This is a genomic window from Myxococcus dinghuensis (assembly GCF_024198235.1).
Lineage (GTDB): Bacteria > Myxococcota > Myxococcia > Myxococcales > Myxococcaceae > Myxococcus > Myxococcus dinghuensis.
In genome coordinates this window covers 1-15,964 of record NZ_JAKCFB010000028.1, presented here as the reverse complement: position 1 = coordinate 15,964, position 15,964 = coordinate 1, and the positions used below count along the sequence as shown (strand labels likewise).

The window sequence follows — 15,964 nt, the reverse complement described above, 5'->3', positions numbered from 1 at the left end:
GGTCGCGAGCGGGGACACCCTCCCCCGCTCGTGGCGTCCGCTCGCGCTGCGACGCTCAGCCCTTCGTCTCCGCCGGCTCCACGAAGTAGGCCTGCTTGTGTCGAGGCTCCGCCTCGAGCGCCGCCGCCAGTTCGCGCGCGCGGCGCTCGTTCGCAATCACAGCCACCTCGGCCCGGTTGCCGTGCTCGTCCTGCCGGATGACGAACCACCCGTCGCGGGGGCGCGGCGGACGGAAGGGCGGTGCTCCCCGCAGCTCCACGCCGTACCACTGCTTGTGCGCCCGGGCCTCCATCAGCCGCGCGAAGCACTCCGCGTGGGGACGGCTCGCCATCACACAGACGTCGTGGCGGTTGCCCGTGTCGTCCTGTCGGTACACCGCCCAGCCCAGCTTCCGGCGCGGCATGTGTTCGTCCAGTCGCCACCGCACCTCGCCGCGCCACCAGTCGAGGTGGGCCAGCGCGTGGTCCAGCTCATCCACCGCGGCGAAGATGCTGAAGGTGTCCTCGTCGCGCAGGTAGCGGACGAAGAACTGGAAGCCACAGGGCGCGCGCCAACCCCAGAACTCCTCCGGCCCCAGCCCCTTCCCTTCCAGGTCGCTGGCATGCGGTGGCCCCCAGCGTCGCTCGAACTCGACTCGCGACAGCAGGGCCTCCGCGATGGGTCCATCCCAGGGAGCGTCATCTCCCCAGACGAAAGCGCCGTTCACGGGCAGCGGCTTCATGCGTGTCCTCCTCCGCCGCGGAGCCTACCGAGCGAGGAAGCCGCCTCGCCCTCGTGCTCCAGGACAAGACATGCTCACCCCTGAAGCCCGACACAAGTTGCCCGCATGGCGTCACGCAATCCTTGCGCGGCGCGAGACTCCCCGTGGAATCACGCGCCGGATTTGCGTCGCCCGCTACGCCTTCGCGAACACCGCGACCTGGCGCTCGGCGCCGGAGAACGGCAGCCGGTACGCCCGCGCGGAGACGACGCGGAGCTGACGCTCGGCCGCTCGCGCTGCCAGCTCCGCGTCCGGCTGCGCCTTGCCGAGCATCGCCACCACGCGCCCCCCCGGCTCCACGTACGCGGGCGCCAGCGCAAGCCAGTCCGACAGGTCCATGAACGCGCGGGCGATCAACACCTCCGCGCGAGGGATGCCCTCCTTCTCCGGAGAACCCTCCGCGCGCGCATGCAGCCCCCGCACACCCTGCAACCCCAGGCTCGCCGCCGCCGCCTTGATGAAGGCGACCTTCTTGCCCACCGTGTCCACCAACGTCACGCCCAGCCCCGGCAGGGCAATCCTCAACGGGATGCCCGGGAAGCCCGCGCCCGCGCCCAGGTCCAGCAGCGACGCCGCGCCCGTCACCTCCGGCAGCACCGCCAGCGAGTCCAGGAAGTGCTTCTCCAGCACCTCCTCCTCCGCGGTGATGGCCGTCAGGTTCACCTTGGCGTTCCACTTCAGCAGCTCCCCCATCAGCCGCTGCAACCGGGGCCCCACGTCCTCCCCCACCTGCACGCCCAGCGCCCGGCAGCCGGACGCCAGCAGATCTGCGAACCGCGTGTTATCCACAGCGCCTCCACCGCCAGGGGTCCCATAACCCACTGGAATCATTCAGGGGATTCATCTCCCCAGAGTTTCCCACACGTTGTCCACAGCCCCTGTTCTGATCATCCACGGGCTATGCACAGCCCTCCGGCTGCCCCGCACCGCGCTTGAGGGCGACCAGGAGCAGGGACACGGCGGCGGGCGTCAGGCCCGGAATCCGGCGCGCCTGGCCCACGGTGGAGGGCCGGTGCGCGGTCAGCTTCTCCGCCGCCTCCGTGCTCAAGCCGCGCACCTCCTTGAAGCGGAAGCCCTCCGGAATCACCCACCGGTCCGTGGACTCCGACTCGCGCGCCGCCGCGCGGGCCGCCTGGGCGATGTAGCCCTCGTACTTCACCTCCACCTCCACCTCCTCGGCCACGTCCGGTGACACCGCGGACTCCCCTCCCCTCCCCTCCTCCACCAGCCCCGCGTACGTCACCTCCGGCCGGCGCAGCTTCGCCGCCAGCCCCGTGCGCTTGAGGCGCGCCACCTCGTCCGTCACCGCGCGCTGACGCGCCTCGGCCCGCTCCAGCGCCTCGCGCGGCAACAGCCCCACGCGGTGCCCGTGCCGCGCCAGCCGCAGGTCCGCGTTGCCCTCGCGCAGGCGCAGCCGGTGCTCGGAGCGGCTGGTGAACATGCGGAACGGCTCGTCCACGCCCTTCGTGACGAGGTCGTCCACCAGCACCGCGCCGTGCGCCTCGTCGCGGCCGAGCAGGAGCGGCGGCTCGCCCTTCACCTGGAGGCCCGCGTTGATGCCGGCCCACAGGCCCTGGAAGGCGGCCTCCTCGTAGCCGGACGTGCCGTTGAGCTGCCCGGCGAAGAACAGGCCCGCCACGGCCTTCGTCTCCAGCGTGGGGTGGAGCTGCGTGGGCGGCGCGTAGTCGTACTCGACGGCGTAGCCGTAGCGCACGACCTCCACCGCCTCCAGGCCGGGGATGGTGCGCAGGAAGTCGAGCTGCACGTCCGCGGGCAGGCTGGTGGACAGGCCCGCCGGATACACCAGCGGAGAGGCGGGACCCTCCGGCTCCAGGAACACCTGGTGCCGTTCACGGTCCGCGAAGCGCACCACCTTGTCCTCCAGCGACGGGCAGTAGCGCGGCCCCCGGCCGACGATTTCGCCCTGGTACAGCGGCGAGCGGTGCAGGTTGTCGCGCAGCACCCGGTGCGTCGCCACCGTGGTGGAGGTGAGGCCGCAGGTGACGGCGGGCTGACGCGGGAACGGGACGCCCGCGGCCCACTCCTCGCGCGTGCGCCAGGAGAAGGGGCGCGGCGGGAAGTCACCGGGCTGCGGCTCCACCGCGTCCCAGTCGATGCTCGCGCGCGCGAGCCGCGCCGGCGTGCCCGTCTTGAAGCGGCCCAGGGTGAAGCCGAGCGCGCGCAGCGAGTCGGACAGGCCCTTCGCCGCCTCGTCGCCCAGCCGGCCGCCGACCTCCTTCTTCTCCCCCACGTGCATCAGCGCCTGGAGGAAGGTGCCCGTGGTGAGCAGCACCGCGGAGGCGGCGACGTACGTGCCGTCTCCCAGCGAGACGCCGGTGATGCGACCGCCCTCCGCGTGGAGCGTGGAGACCTCGCCCTCGCGCACGGTGAGGTCCGGTTCGGAGAAGAGGACGGCCTGCATCTGGGCCGCGTAGGCGTCGCGGTCGCAGAGGATGCGCGTGGCCTGCACCGCGGGGCCCTTGGAGGCATTGAGCGTCTTGAAGTGCGTGCCCGCCAGGTCCGCCACCCGGCCCATCCGCCCGCCGAGCGCGTCCAGCTCGCGCACCAGGTGTCCCTTGGCGGTGCCACCCACGGCGGGGTTGCAGCTCATCACCGCGGAGCGCTCGCGCTTGAGGGTGATGCCCAGCGTCGAGAGGCCCATGCGCGCGCAGGCGAGCGCCGCCTCGCAACCCGCGTGTCCCAGCCCCACCACGATGACGTCGTACCGGAGTCCCATCGCTCACGCGGGGTCGCTGGGGGTGGCCGGGACCTGACCGGCGTACCGCGACCCGCGGCGTCCGTATGTCTCCGGCGGACGCCCTTGGCAAGCACGGGGAAGGTTTACGGGAGCGCGCGAGGCGGGCAGTGGGAGGGGTTGAGGAGCTGCCTGCCTCGCGCGCACCGGCCATCCTCCGGAAGGTGGGTGCCCACTCCACGTGGGCGCGCCCTCCAGCCTGGATGGCAATCCGACGAAATGGTGTCGCACACACGGAGGACGGACCCAGGCCGTGCGGTGAGGGCGCGACGGAGGACCCGAGCTCGGGATTTCCCAAGGGTCCGACGCCCTCCGTGTGCGCGACGGGTGAATGAATAGCCGAGGGGTCTGACATCCGGGCCTTCGCCGGGTGGGCTCCCCTCCCCTGCCTTCAACTGGCTGGATTTCCATGGGTTTTCCCGCCGTGGAGGCCAGGTGGGCGGGCGGGGCCGCGCGCCGGGGCCCGCACCGGGGGCGACGGGCTGGCTCTCCCGGGCCCGCACCGGTATCCAGCGGACGACGATGACGACGCCCCGCAACGCCGCGCGCCCCGCCCGTGCCCACCCGAGCCACCCCGGCCCGGTGGCGGCGCGCCCCGAGCGGCCCGTCCCCTCCCCTCCTCCCCCCGGGAACCCATGAGTCCTCCGTCGAAGAAGCCCACCGCGTCGGGAACGCTCTCGTTGGAGCTGCTGCTGGGGACGCTCACCGCGTTCGCGCCGCTGTCCATCGACATGTACCTGCCGGCGCTGCCGCGCATCGCGCTGGAGCTCCAGTCCTCGCCCGCGGCCATCCAGCTCACGCTCGCGTCGTGCTTCGCGGGGCTGGCGTTGGGGCAGCTCTTCACCGGGCCGCTCATCGACCGCTTCGGGCGCACGCGTCCGCTGTACGTGGGGCTCGCGGTGTACGTGCTGGGCTCGCTGGGCTGCGCGCTGGCGCCCACGGCGACGGCGCTGGTGGCGATGCGCTTCGTCCAGGCGCTGGGCGGCGCGGTGGCGCTGGTGGCGCCGCGCGCGGTGGTGCGCGACCTGTGGTCCGGCGCGGACGCGGCGCGCACCATGTCCCGGCTGATGCTGGTGGTGGGCGTGGCGCCGGTGCTCGCGCCGCTGTTGGGCGGCTTCGTGCTGGAGCACACGGGGTGGCGCGCCATCTTCGTGGTGTTGTCTGGCATTGGCGCGGTGGCGCTCGTCGCGTCGCTGCGGGTGCTGCCGGAGACGGCGCCCGCGCACGTGGCGGGGCGCTCCATGCGCTCGCGCGTGGGCGCGCTGTTGAAGGACCCGGACTTCGTGGGCCCCGCGCTCGCGGGCGGCTTCGCGTACGCGGGCATGTTCGCGTACATCGCCGGCTCGCCCTTCGTCTTCATCTCGCTGCACGGCGTGAAGGAGCAGGACTTCGGCTGGTTCTTCGGCGCGAACGCGGTGGGGCTGGTGTTGATGGCGCAGCTCAACCGCAAGCTGCTGGGGATGTTCGCCCTGCCCCGGCTGCTGCGGCTGGCGCTGACGCTGACGGCGGTGACGGCGCTGGGGGTCATGGCCGTGACGTGGAGCGGGGTGGGCGGGCTGTGGGGCATCGCCGCGTCGCTGTTCCTGTTCGTGCCCACGATTGGCCTGGTGGGGCCCAACTCCGCGGCCATCGCGCTGGAGCGGCACGCCGCGCACGCGGGGCTCGCGTCCGCGCTGCTGGGCGCGCTCCAGTTCACGTCCGCCGCCGCCGCGTCGTGGGCGGTGAGCGCGCTCGAGGACGGCACCGCGCGCCCCATGGGTGGCGTGGTGGCCGCCGCCGGAGCGCTGGCGTGGCTCGCGGCCTTCCTCGGTCAGCGCGCGCGCACGCAGCAGGCGCAGGCCTCCACGCTGGAGGGCACACCCCGCGAGGCGTGAGCCGCTGGGGATGGAGCCTCCGCCCCCTGGCGACGTGCTCCAGCGGAGTTCCCCACGGAGACCGTCGACGGCGCGTGGCTCACGGGAGCGCGGCCATCCCGAACCTGGGGAAAGGACTCGCGTGGCACGTTGGGCACGGGCCTCCCCGCGCCCTCGTCCTTCCCGCCACCGGGTGGTCCCCGCCAGCGGAAGCGGACAAGAAAAGCCCCGGGGCGCCGACTCGCGCACCGGGGCTCCTCACGGCTGTCTGTGATTGCGCGGGGCCGGTGAGGGCCCCGCTCGGACGTCAGGGCGCGGCGGGGGCCTTCACGGGGGCCTTGGCGCGCTTCTCCGCGCCGACGAAGTCACCGGCCTTCACGCGCGTCACCTTGTCCCAGTCCAGGTGGCGCGCCATGGCCTTGCGCACGTCCTCCGGCTTGAGCTTCGCCAGGCTCTGCTCCAGGGTCGCGTCGAACGCGAGGGTGCGGCCCAGGAACAGGTAGCTGGAGAGCTTGCGGGCCAGCGCCCCGTCCTGCGCGCGCGCCGCCTGCCGGTACTCGAGCAGCCCCGCGCGGGCCTTGTTCAGCTCGTCGTCGGAGTAGCCCTTCTGCAGCACGCTGGTGATCTCCTCGCGCATCGCCGTCTCCAGCCGGCTGGCGTTCTCCGGCGCGTAGATGGCGTACGTCATGAACAGGCCCACCGCGTCCAGGTCTCCCGGGTCGATGTTGCTGCCCACGCCGTAGGACAGGCCGTCCTTCTGGCGGATGCGCGTGGCGAGCCGCGAGTTGAGGAAGCCGCCGCCGAGCATGAAGTTGCCCAGCATCAGCGCCGGCCAGTCCTGGTCGTCCTCGCGCAGTTGCAGCGGCTGGCCCGCGAAGTAGAAGGCGTTGGCCTTGTCCGGCGTCTCCACGGAGAGGGGCTTGCCGCCGACCGCCGCGAACACCTCCGGCACGCGCTGGTAGGGCGCCGGGCTCTTCCAGCCGGCGAAGAGCGTGCCCGCCTGGGCCACCAGGTCCTTGGGCTCGAAGTCGCCCACCACGGCCAGCTCCGCGTGGGACGCGCCGTAGAAGGCCTTGTGGAAGGCGCGCGCCTGCTCCACCGTCGTGTCCCGGATGCCGGCGATGCGCTCGTCCAGCGTGGGCACGTAGTTCGGGTGCCCCTTCGGGTAGTGCGCGTACAGCGTGCGGTACAGGGCGATGGAGGCCTGCATGTCCGGCTCGCTGCGCTGCGACTCCAGCTCCGCCAGGCGCTCCTGCTTCAGCAGCGCGAACTCCTTGGCGTCATAGGAGGGCTCGCGCAGCACCTCCGCCACCAGCTCCAGCACCTGCGGCAGGCTGGCGCGCGGGCACTCGATGGAGACCGACCCGCCCGTGAGGCTGCCGTCCACGCCCACGCGCGCCTTCAGCTTGTCGAAGGCGTCCTGGAGCTGCTGGCGCGTGTGCTTCGTGGTGCCGCGCATCAGCATCTTCCCGGCGTACGAGGCCGCGTCCACCTTGCCGCGCAGCGCCTCCTCCGTGCCCCAGTGCAGGTTGATGGACACGCTCACCATCTCCCCGCGCGTCTTCTTGGAGAGCAGCGCGTACTTCATGCCGCCGGGCAGCTCGCCGCGCTGGGTGCGCGCCTCCACGTTGGCGGGAGACGGGTCGAACACCTCGCCCTGCGCCACCGCGGCGCGGCCCTTGTAGCCGTCCATCATCTTCGCCACGTCCACCGCGGCCGGCATCTCCGCGCGGTCCGGCTTGGGCGTGGGCAGGAAGGTGCCCAGCGTGCGGTTGCTGGACTTGAGGTAGGTGGCCGCCACGCGGGTGACGTCCTCGGGCTTCACCGCCTCCACGCGGTCGCGGTGCAGGAACAGCAGGCGCCAGTCGCCGGTCGCGGCCCACTCGGAGAGCTGGATGGCGGCGCGCTCGGAGTTGTTGAGCATCAGCTCCGTGGCCTTGAGCAGCGCCGTCTTCGCGCGGGTGACCTCCTCCTCCGTGAACGGCGTGCGCGCGGCGTCCTCCACCGTCTTCAGGAGCACCTCGCGCGCCGCGGCCACCGGCTGGTCCTCGCGCATCTCCGCGCTGAAGACGAGGGCGCCCGGGTCGCGGAGCTGGAGGTTGTACGCGCCCGCGTTGGACGCCTTCTTCGCCTCCACCAGCGCCTTGTAGAGGCGGCCGGAGGGGTGGTCCCCCATCACCTGCGTCAGCACGTCGACGGCGGCGAAGTCCGGGTGCGCGCCCTCGGGCACGTGGTACACGCTGGTGAGGACCGCGGTGTCACCCACGCGGCGCAGCGTCACCTCGCGCTCGCCGTCCTGCGTGGGCTCCGCGGTGTACGTCGCCGGCAGCGGCTGCGCGGGCTTCTTCAGCTTGCCGAAGGTCTCCTGGATGAGGCCCAGCGTCTTCGCCTCGTCGAAGCGGCCGGCCACCACCAGCATCGCGTTGTCCGGCCGGTAGTACTTCCGGTAGAAGGCCTGGAGCCGGTCGATGGGGACGTTCTCCAGGTCGGAGCGCGCGCCAATCGTGGACTTGCCGTAGCTGTGCCAGATGTACGAGGTGCTCAGCGTGCGCTCGAGCAGGATGTTGCCCGGGTCGTTCTCCCCGGACTCGAACTCGTTGCGCACCACCGTCATCTCGCTGTCGAGGTCCTTCTTCGCGATGAAGCTGTTGACCATGCGGTCGGCTTCGAAGGACAGCGCCCAGCGGATGTTGGCGTCGTTGGACGGCAGCGTCTCGAAGTAGTTGGTGCGGTCCAGCCACGTGGTGCCGTTGGGCCGCGCGCCGCGCTCGGTGAGCGCCTGGGGCACGTTCTTCGTGGTGGGCGTGCCCTTGAACATCAGGTGCTCGAGCAGGTGCGCCATGCCCGTCTCGCCGTAGCCCTCGTGCTTGCTGCCCACGAAGTAGGTGACGTTCACCGTCACGTTGGGCTTGGTGGGGTCGGGGAACAGCAGCACGCGCATGCCGTTGGACAGGCGGTATTCGGTGATGCCTTCCACGCTCGTCACCGGGACGAGCGCCGTCCCCTTCGCGCTCGCGGGCGCGGCCTTCGCGGAGGCCGTCTTCGCGGTGGGAGCAGGGGCGGGAGTCTGCGCCCAGACTGGCGTGGCCGTGGCCAGCAGCAGGGGCGTCATCAAGGAAAGCGGGGTACGACGCTTCATGCGGTCCTCGCGGGTCTTCGGGAAGTACTCGGCGCTTCTAACCCGGTATGCCCCCTCCGCCATCCCGGAAGCCGCCACTTCCCGCCGCCCGCCCCCGTCCCGCCCGCGCGGCCTCCGTCCCCTCCCTCCTCGCAGGAGGGCCCTGGCGACCGGATGTCCTGGAGCGGACGCTCCCCCGAGCGCCGGGGCGTCGCGAGGGACCCTGCCTTCCGCTCGTCCCGGGGGAACGCGCCGGCGTGGGGGACCTTACGCGGCCCCCCACCGGGCTCACGCGTGGGCGTCCGCCTGGGGCGCCTGGGCGCGGCGCTGGAAGTCCTCGAGGTCCCGCACCTCGTCGGGGGTGAGCCGGAGGTCCCCGGCGTGGATGAAGCCGTCCACCTGCTGCGCGCTCCGGGCGCCGACGATGGCGCCGGTGACGACGGGGGCTCGCAGCGCCCACGCGATGGCGACCTCCCCGGGCGAGCGTCCGTGCCGCTGCCCCACCCGCCGCAGCAGCTCCACCAGCGCGAGGTTGCGCGACAGGGCGGGCTCCTGGAAGTCGGCGCTGCCCCGGCGCCAGTCGTCCCGGGGGAAGCCGGCGACGCGCTCGCGCGTCATCGCGCCGGTGAGCAGGCCGGAGGCCATGGGGGAGTAGGAGATGACGCCCACACCGTTGCGTCCGCACCAGGGCAGCTGCCGGGCCTCGATGTCGCGGTGGAGCAGGGAGTAGCGCGGTTGCAGCGACGTCACCGGGGCCAGCTTCTGGATGCGCTCCAACTGCTCCACGCTGAAGTTGCACACGCCGATCCACCGCACCTTGCCCTCGCGTTGGAGGGCCCTCATGGTGGTCCAGCCCTCCTCGAGTTCGGCCACGGACTCCACGGGCCAGTGGAACTGGTAGAGGTCGATGGTGTCCACGCGGAGGCGGCGCAGGGAGGCCTCGCATTCGCGGCGCACGGAGTCCGCCTTCAGCGAGCGGGTGATGCGCCCCTGCGCGTCCCAGACCATGCCGCACTTGGTGAAGAGGTAGGGGCGCCGGTCCCGGCCCTCGAGCGCGCGGGCCACCACCTCCTCGGAGTGGCCCAGGCCGTAGACGGCCGCCGTGTCGATCCAACCGATGCCCAGCTCCAGGGCGCGTTGGATGGCCGCGATGGACTGCGCGTCGTCCTGGGAGCCCCAGGCGAACTGCCAGCCTCCTCCGCCAATGGCCCAGGCGCCGAAGCCCAGCGGGGTGATGTCCAGGTCGGAATTGCCCAGCCGCCGTGTCTGCATGGTTGCCTCCCCATCGTTTGGGTCCCCGCCCCCCTCGGGTGGGGGACGTCGCCGCGAGCGACCCGGAGAGGATGGTGACGGTGGGGGGCGCGACGGCACCGGGCGCGGACGGGCGCTCCGCCGCATGGTGGCCGGGGTGCAAATGTCACGCGGACGGCGTGCGGGCGGGGGAGGGCACGCAAGCATCGTCTCCCGGGCGCGTTAAGTAGTAGGACGCGCCTGCCGGGGCGCTTTTCCGCCCGGCTTCCAGGACCCAGGAGTCCCTTCGGATGAAACGCTTCCTCGTCGGCGCGCTCGCCTTCATCGGCGCCATGTCCCTCCTCTTCTTCGCCGGGTTGGTGGCCCTGTTGGTGCTCGCCGCCATGAGCCGCCCGGGCGTGCCGTCCAACCTGGTGTTGGAGCTCGACCTGGAGAAACCGCTGAAGGAGCACTCGGGCGCGGACTCGCTCGCCGGCGCGTTCGGCGGGGAGGAGCCGTCCCTGCGCGACGTGGTGGACGCGCTGGAGCGGGCGGGGAACGACGCGCGCGTGAAGTCCCTCATCGCGCGCATCGGCAACCCGGGCAGCCCCGCGACGACGCAGGAGCTGCGCGACGCGGTGAAGGCCTTCCGCGCCAAGGGGAAGAAGGCCGTGGTGTTCACGGACTCCTTCGGCGAGGTGGGCAACGCCACCGGCGCCTACTACCTGGCCTCCGCGTTCGACGAGGTCTACATGCAGCCGTCGGGCGCGATGAACATCACGGGCCTGTCCTTCGAGACGCCCTTCGCCCGCGACGCGCTGGCGAAGCTGGGCGTGCTGCCGCGCTTCGACAAGCGCTACGAGTTCAAGAACGCCGTCGACACCTTCACCGAGCAGGACTTCACCGGGCCGCACCGCGAGGCCATGGACCGGGTGGTGGCCAGCCTCTACGGGCAGATGGTGAAGGGCATCGCCGAGGACCGGAAGCTGTCCGAGGACACGGTGCGCGACCTCATCGACCGGGCGCCGCTGCTCGCCCCGGAGGCGCTGGACGGCAAGCTGCTGGACGGGCTGCTCTACCGCGACGAGGTCTACGCGAAGGTGAAGCAGGACGCGGGCGAGGGCGCACAGTTGCTCTACGCCAACAAGTACCTGCAGCGCACCTCCAAGCCCAACGGCCTGGAGAAGGACACCTTCGCGCTGGTGTACGCGGTGGGCACGGTGATGCGCGGCAAGAGCGAGGGCAACCCGCTGACGGGCGAGGAGGCGCTGGGCGGCGACAGCGTGGCCGCGGCGCTGCGCAAGGCCTCGGAGGACCCGAGCGTGAAGGCCATCATCTTCCGCGTGGACAGCCCGGGAGGCAGTTACGTGGCCAGCGACACCGTGCGCCGCGAGGTGCAGCGCGCCCGCGAGGCGGGCAAGCCCGTCGTCGTCACCATGGGCACGTACGCGGCCAGCGGCGGCTACTTCATCGCGCTCGACGCGGACAAAATCGTCGCGCAGCCCGGCACGCTCACCGGCAGCATCGGCGTGTACACGGGCAAGTTCGTCACCACCGGGCTCTGGGACAAGCTGGGCGTCAACTTCGACAGCGTGTCGCGCGGGCGCAACGCCAACATCTCGAGCAGCAATTCGGACTACACGCCGGAGGAGCACGCGCGCGTCAACGCGGAGCTGGACCGCATCTACACGGACTTCACCCAGCGCGCCGCGGCCGGCCGGAAGATGCCCCTGGACAAGCTCCAGGCCGTGGCCAAGGGCCGCGTGTGGACGGGCGAGGACGCGCTCGCCAACGGGCTGGTGGACTCGCTGGGCGGCTACGCCCAGGCGCTCGTCGTGGCCAAGGAGCTGGCGAAGCTCCCCGCAGACGCGCGCGTCCGGGTCGAGGAGTACCCGCGCCGCAAGTCCCCCACGGAGGTGCTGTCGCGGATGCTGGGCGAGACGGGCGACAACAGCGACGACGTGGGCGCGGAGGTGCTGCTGATGACCCCGTGGGCGCCGCTGGTCGAGGCCGCGCGCGCGGTGCACGTCATGGGCGTGCAGGTGGGCCTCCTCGGCCCCGAGCGGGGGGCGCTCTTCACCCCCATGCCCCGGACGAGTTGGTAGCCCGGGGCCGCGCGCCCGCGTGCCACCAGGACGCGCGGGCGTGATGGCCGGACGCCCCGGCGCACGGGGTCGTCCCGGAATGACGTGACCCGCCAGAGGTGACGCGCCGTGGGCCCCGCGCTTGCAGTTGGCGTGGATCCGGAACTGTCTGTCGCGGGTGGACAAACCCCCGCGCGGGCAGGCGCGTAGAAACCTTTCAAGTTTCCTGGACGTTCACGTTCCCAGGGCAGGTGGCCGCGGTGGGGGGCCTGAGGAGCAAGTGCCATGAAGAAGCGATTGGGGGACATCCTGTTGAAGCGCGGTGTGGTGGACGCGCTGCAGCTGCACTCGGCCCTGGCGTATCAGCGCAAGTGGGGCGTGCCGCTGGGACAGGTGGTGGTGGATCAACGCTTCTGCACGGCGCAGCAGGTCCTGGAGGCGCTGGCCGAACAGGTGGGGCTGGAGACGGTGGACCTGGACGCGCAGCGTCCGGAGGCGGGGCTGGCGCGGCTGATTCCGGAGAAGGTGGCGCAGACGCACCGGGTGGTGCCGCTGCGGCTGGAGGGCCCGGGCCCTCGCGACACGCTGGTGGTGGCCATGGCCGCGCCGGCGAGCCTGGCGTCGCTGGACGCGGTGAAGAGCGTGACGGGCCGCTCGCGGGTGGTGGCGAGGCTGGCCACGGACGCGGGCATCCAGCGCGCCATCGGCTGGCTGTACCGGGGTGAGACGGGTGAGGTGACGCGGCGGCCGGGCATGGAGGGCTTCTCCCTGCCGGACGTGGATGACGCCATGCCCCTGGTGCTCAGCGGCAGCATGGCGGAGCTGACGCACATGCCCGCCCCCTCCGAGGAGGCGGAGCTGCCCCGGCTGTCCTCGCTGGAGGAGGCGACGCGGCGGCCCGGGGTGTCCCGGGCGACGACGCGCGCGGCGCTGCCCACGGTGACGGCGGCGCGGCCGGAGCGGGTGGAGCAGGTGCTGGTCTACGGCTGGGGCCAGGAGGCGTCCGCCGGGCTGGTGCAGGTGCTGAGCGACGCGGGCCTCGTCTCGCGCGTGGCGAGCACGGAGGACCTGCTGGCGGCGACGGAGGCGCAGGTGGTGGTGACGCCGCTGCCGTCGCTGGAGGCGCTGGGCCGCAAGGTGCGCGCGCAGGTGGTGGTGGCGGCCAAGTCGCCGGAGCTCGACTTGTCCCGGGCGCAGGCGGTGGGCGCGCGCGGCTTCCTGGCCGCGCCGGTGGATCCAGACCTGATGCTGAGGGCGGTGCGCCGGCTGGCGGGTCCGGTCGGCGCCACGTTTCTCAGGCGCGCTGGCTGAGGGGCGCCCGGAGCCTCACGGCACGGCGGCGAGCAGCGAGCCCAGGCCGACGTCCTCCGCCAGCCAGAGCGACTCGAGCTCCAGCGTGGTGGAGGAGAAGGGGTCGGCGCGCACCAACGCGTCGGACTCGTAGGCGCCGGTGAGGAGCCAGCCGCGCTTGACGCGCTGGTACGTCTCCAGCGTGCGCGCGACGGGGTCCACCAGCCACACGTGGCCCACGCCCTGGCGCGCGTAGAGGGGCAGCTTGCGCGTGCGGTCCAGCGCGGCGGTGGACGGGGAGAGCACCTCGCAGACCCAGTCCGGCGTCAGCGTGAGGAAGGGGACGTCCGGGTCGAGCGGCTCGGCCACGCGGTCGCGGCGCCAGCCCGCGAGGTCCGGCACGAGCACGTCGTGGCCCAGGCGAAGCTCGGGGGCGCGCAGGAAGCACCAGCGCCCGCTGCCGCCCCGGCGCCGGTCGAGCTGCTCGCCCAGCTCCACGCCCAGCATGAAGGCCGCGCGCGTCTGGGCGGGAGACAGGCGGGGCGAGGCCACCAGCTCCTCGTCGAGGACCTCGCCCACCCAGCCCGAGGGCAGGGACGTCAGCAGGGAGTTGTTCGCCAGGTGGATGATGCCTTCCGTCACAGCGCCTCCGAAAGTGCGTCGGTTGAGCGCGGCATTCTAGGAAGGGGTCTGACATCGCCCCGGGGGGCGGGAAGGTGTCACTTCCCGATGCAGAACCGCTGGAAGATTGCGTCGATGAGGGCCTCGGAAGCGGAGGTGCCGGACACCTCGCCGAGCGCCTCCAACGCGAGCGCGACCTCGCCGGAGACGACCTCGAGGGTGGACAGGCGCGACGCGGACTCCGCGCGGGAGAGCGCCTCCGACGCGCGACGCAGGGCATCGGCGTGACGCTCGGAGACGAGCGCGACCGCCGACGGCGTGTTCGTGCCCCACAGCCGTGTGAGCAGCGCCTCGCGCAGCGCGTCCACGCCCTCGCCCGTGAGGCCGCTGACGCGGGGGCGGGGAGGGGAGGGCGGCGAATCCAGGGGCGGGGAGGACACCGCGACAGCCTCGTCCCGTGAGGCGGGCGCCCCGTCCGCGCGCGCTCCATCCTCCCGGGCCCCGACGTCGCACTTGCCGTCGACGCGCAGCACGGGCGTGGCCCCGGCGTCGCGGCCCCAGCGCTCCGCGTCCTCGTCCGGCGTCCCGGGGGGCAGCACCAGCACCGCGAGGTCCACGCCGGAGAGCAGCGCGCGGGTCCGGGCGATGCCCAGCGCCTCCACGCGCCCCGGCGTCTCGCGCAGGCCCGCCGTGTCGAACAGCGTCACGCCCAGGCCGCTCCACTCGACGCGCGCCTCCAGCGCGTCGCGCGTCGTGCCCGGCTCGTCGTCCACCAGCGCGCGCGCCTCGCCCACCAGGCGGTTGAACAGCGTGGACTTGCCCGCGTTGACCGGGCCGTACAGCGCCACGCGCGCGCCCTGACGCACCAGCCGCCCGTGGCCCGCCTCGGCGATGAGCGCCTCCGCTCGCGCCCGGAAGGCGCTCACGCGCGACGCCGCGTCCTCGTCCGCGCCCTCGGCCTCGTCCGGGAAGTTGAGCACGCCCTCCAGGTCCGCGTGCAGCGCCCGCAGCGGCGCCTCCAGCCCCCGCACGCGCGTGGCCAGCGCCCCGGAGAGCCCCGCCGCGGCGGCGCGCACGGCGGCCTCCGAGTCCGCGGCCACCAGGTCCGCCACCGCCTCCGCGCGCGTGAGGTCGATGCGCCCGTTCAGGAAGGCGCGCCGGGTGAACTCGCCCGGCGTGGCGGGCCGCGCCAGGCCGTCCTCCAGCGCGCGCGCCATCAACAGGCGCAGCAAGCGGGGGCCGCCATGCGCCTGGAGCTCCACCACGTCCTCGCCGGTGAAGGACGCGGGCGCGCGGAAGTAGAGGAACAGGCCCTCGTCGAGCACGCGGCCGTCCGCGTCCACGAAGTGCGCCAGGTACGCGTGGCGCGGCGTGGGCGACGCGGGCACGCCGGGAGCCAGCCTCCGGCCCACCTCCAGCGCGGCGGGGCCGGACAGGCGGAGGATGCCCACGGCCCCCGAGGCGGGGGCGGTGGCCAGGGCGACGATGGTGGGGGAGTCAGGCGTCATGTCGACCCGGAGGGCAGCGCTCGGAGCGCCGCTCGCCTCCGTTCAGCGGGGGAGCGCGGGCGCGCTCACCGGGGCCCCATGGGGGGCGTGGAGCCACGCGCGGCCTTCTCCACCGCCTCGCGGTTCTCCTCGATGTACTTCTCGACCGCGGCGTCCTCGAGCTCCAGGTCCCTCAGCACACCCGGGTAGACGAAACGGAAGGCGGGAGACTCCTCGTCCCCCCGCAGACGGAAGCTCATCTTGAGCACCGCCGCGCCGTACAGCTTGTCCTTGAGTCCCTTCGCCTTGCCCATGCGTCGTCCCCCTCACTCGTCGAAGTCGTCCTCGTCGTCGTCCGGCAGCAGGCTCCGCTTGGGCAGCGGCGCGGGCTTCTCAGGAGTGAACACGACGCGGCGGTTGCGGCCCTCTCCCTCGGCCGCCACCTTCACGCCCGCCGTGCCCTCCGCCGCCTTCAGGACGCGCGCGCGGTCATCCTGCTTCATCGCGGCGAGCGCGTAGAAGCGCCCCAACTGGGAGGACTTCTCCGCCAACTGCCGGGCGGCCTCCCGCAGCGCCGCATCCTCGTCCACCGCCAGGGCCCGCTCGTCGGAGGCCTCCGCGCGGGGCGCGGGTGCCTGCCGGGCGGCGGCCTGCTGCGGCCCACGCCCCTGCTTCTGCTGCGGCCCGGACGCCTGCGGCTGCGCGGGGGCGCGGGGCTGGGCCTGCTGCTGCGGCTGCGCGGCGGGGGCCTGCGGCTGCGCGGCGG

At 73.0% G+C, this 15,964-nt stretch carries 11 protein-coding genes and 1 pseudogene; 3 read left to right on the top strand and 9 right to left on the bottom strand.

All coding sequences use genetic code 11. The features are described 5' to 3' along the window. Window positions 1–55 precede the first annotated feature (55 nt). The 3 genes from LZ198_RS29315 to mnmG form a co-directional block, all read right to left on the bottom strand. Window positions 56–721: a hypothetical protein gene (locus LZ198_RS29315; protein WP_253975399.1), complete on the bottom strand. Its 666-nt coding sequence runs from the start codon at window positions 719–721 to the stop codon at window positions 56–58. Between the two features lie 174 nt (window positions 722–895). Then, window positions 896–1,549: a 16S rRNA (guanine(527)-N(7))-methyltransferase RsmG gene (gene rsmG, locus LZ198_RS29310; RefSeq protein ID WP_253975398.1), complete on the bottom strand. Its 654-nt coding sequence runs from the start codon at window positions 1,547–1,549 to the stop codon at window positions 896–898. Between the two features lie 109 nt (window positions 1,550–1,658). Beyond that, entirely contained in the window at window positions 1,659–3,497 is a 1,839-nt protein-coding gene (gene mnmG / locus LZ198_RS29305) for a tRNA uridine-5-carboxymethylaminomethyl(34) synthesis enzyme MnmG (RefSeq protein ID WP_253975397.1), read from the bottom strand. 653 nt (window positions 3,498–4,150) lie between these two features. On the opposite strand from mnmG, the gene LZ198_RS29300 reads away from it, so the two are divergent. Further along, window positions 4,151–5,389 (top strand): multidrug effflux MFS transporter, encoded by a 1,239-nt coding sequence (locus tag LZ198_RS29300; RefSeq protein ID WP_253975396.1) that lies wholly within the window; start codon window positions 4,151–4,153, stop codon window positions 5,387–5,389. A 286-nt stretch (window positions 5,390–5,675) separates the two neighbouring features. Here the strand turns inward: LZ198_RS29300 and LZ198_RS29295 are convergent, their stop codons facing one another. Further along, on the bottom strand, window positions 5,676–8,507 hold the full coding sequence (locus tag LZ198_RS29295; RefSeq protein ID WP_253975395.1) for a M16 family metallopeptidase: 2,832 nt from the start codon (window positions 8,505–8,507) through the stop codon (window positions 5,676–5,678). 267 nt (window positions 8,508–8,774) lie between these two features. After that, entirely contained in the window at window positions 8,775–9,758 is a 984-nt protein-coding gene (locus tag LZ198_RS29290; protein ID WP_253975394.1) for an aldo/keto reductase, read from the bottom strand. 269 nt (window positions 9,759–10,027) lie between these two features. Between LZ198_RS29290 and sppA the strand changes: the two genes are divergently transcribed. Together sppA and LZ198_RS29280 are read left to right on the top strand one after the other, a co-directional pair. After that, complete coding sequence (gene sppA, locus LZ198_RS29285) at window positions 10,028–11,821, top strand: signal peptide peptidase SppA (protein WP_253975393.1); 1,794 nt, start codon at window positions 10,028–10,030, stop codon at window positions 11,819–11,821. A 264-nt stretch (window positions 11,822–12,085) separates the two neighbouring features. Beyond that, window positions 12,086–13,111, top strand: coding sequence for a GspE/PulE/PilB domain-containing protein (locus tag LZ198_RS29280; protein WP_253975392.1), 1,026 nt, complete (start codon window positions 12,086–12,088; stop codon window positions 13,109–13,111). A gap of 15 nt (window positions 13,112–13,126) precedes the next feature. Here LZ198_RS29280 and LZ198_RS29275 read toward each other — a convergent pair whose 3' ends face one another. The 4 genes and pseudogenes from LZ198_RS29275 to LZ198_RS29260 form a co-directional block, all read right to left on the bottom strand. Next, the gene (locus LZ198_RS29275) at window positions 13,127–13,732 is read right to left on the bottom strand and encodes a Uma2 family endonuclease (protein ID WP_253975391.1); all 606 of its coding nucleotides are present in this window, start codon (window positions 13,730–13,732) and stop codon (window positions 13,127–13,129) included. Window positions 13,733–13,809: 77 nt separating this feature from the next. Beyond that, a complete protein-coding gene (locus LZ198_RS29270) occupies window positions 13,810–15,219 on the bottom strand; it encodes a tRNA modification GTPase (RefSeq protein ID WP_253975390.1) in 1,410 nt (469 codons plus the stop codon). Window positions 15,220–15,284: 65 nt separating this feature from the next. Beyond that, window positions 15,285–15,512 carry a hypothetical protein gene (locus LZ198_RS29265; protein WP_253975389.1) on the bottom strand — a complete coding sequence of 76 codons (228 nt, stop codon included), beginning with the start codon at window positions 15,510–15,512 and terminating at the stop codon, window positions 15,285–15,287. A 12-nt stretch (window positions 15,513–15,524) separates the two neighbouring features. Further along, window positions 15,525–15,964, bottom strand: a pseudogene (locus tag LZ198_RS29260) (hypothetical protein); the annotation flags it as partial.

Bases quoted from the DNA above. Each gene is read 5' to 3' on its own strand.
- LZ198_RS29315 (WP_253975399.1), bottom strand. From the start codon at position 721: ATGAAGCCGCTGCCCGTGAACGGCGCTTTCGTCTGGGGAGATGACGCT.
- mnmG (WP_253975397.1), bottom strand. From the start codon at position 3,497: ATGGGACTCCGGTACGACGTCATCGTGGTGGGGCTGGGACACGCGGGT.
- LZ198_RS29300 (WP_253975396.1), top strand. From the start codon at position 4,151: ATGAGTCCTCCGTCGAAGAAGCCCACCGCGTCGGGAACGCTCTCGTTG.
- LZ198_RS29295 (WP_253975395.1), bottom strand. From the start codon at position 8,507: ATGAAGCGTCGTACCCCGCTTTCCTTGATGACGCCCCTGCTGCTGGCC.
- LZ198_RS29290 (WP_253975394.1), bottom strand. From the start codon at position 9,758: ATGCAGACACGGCGGCTGGGCAATTCCGACCTGGACATCACCCCGCTG.
- sppA (WP_253975393.1), top strand. From the start codon at position 10,028: ATGAAACGCTTCCTCGTCGGCGCGCTCGCCTTCATCGGCGCCATGTCC.
- LZ198_RS29280 (WP_253975392.1), top strand. From the start codon at position 12,086: ATGAAGAAGCGATTGGGGGACATCCTGTTGAAGCGCGGTGTGGTGGAC.
- LZ198_RS29270 (WP_253975390.1), bottom strand. From the start codon at position 15,219: ATGACGCCTGACTCCCCCACCATCGTCGCCCTGGCCACCGCCCCCGCC.
- LZ198_RS29265 (WP_253975389.1), bottom strand. From the start codon at position 15,512: ATGGGCAAGGCGAAGGGACTCAAGGACAAGCTGTACGGCGCGGCGGTG.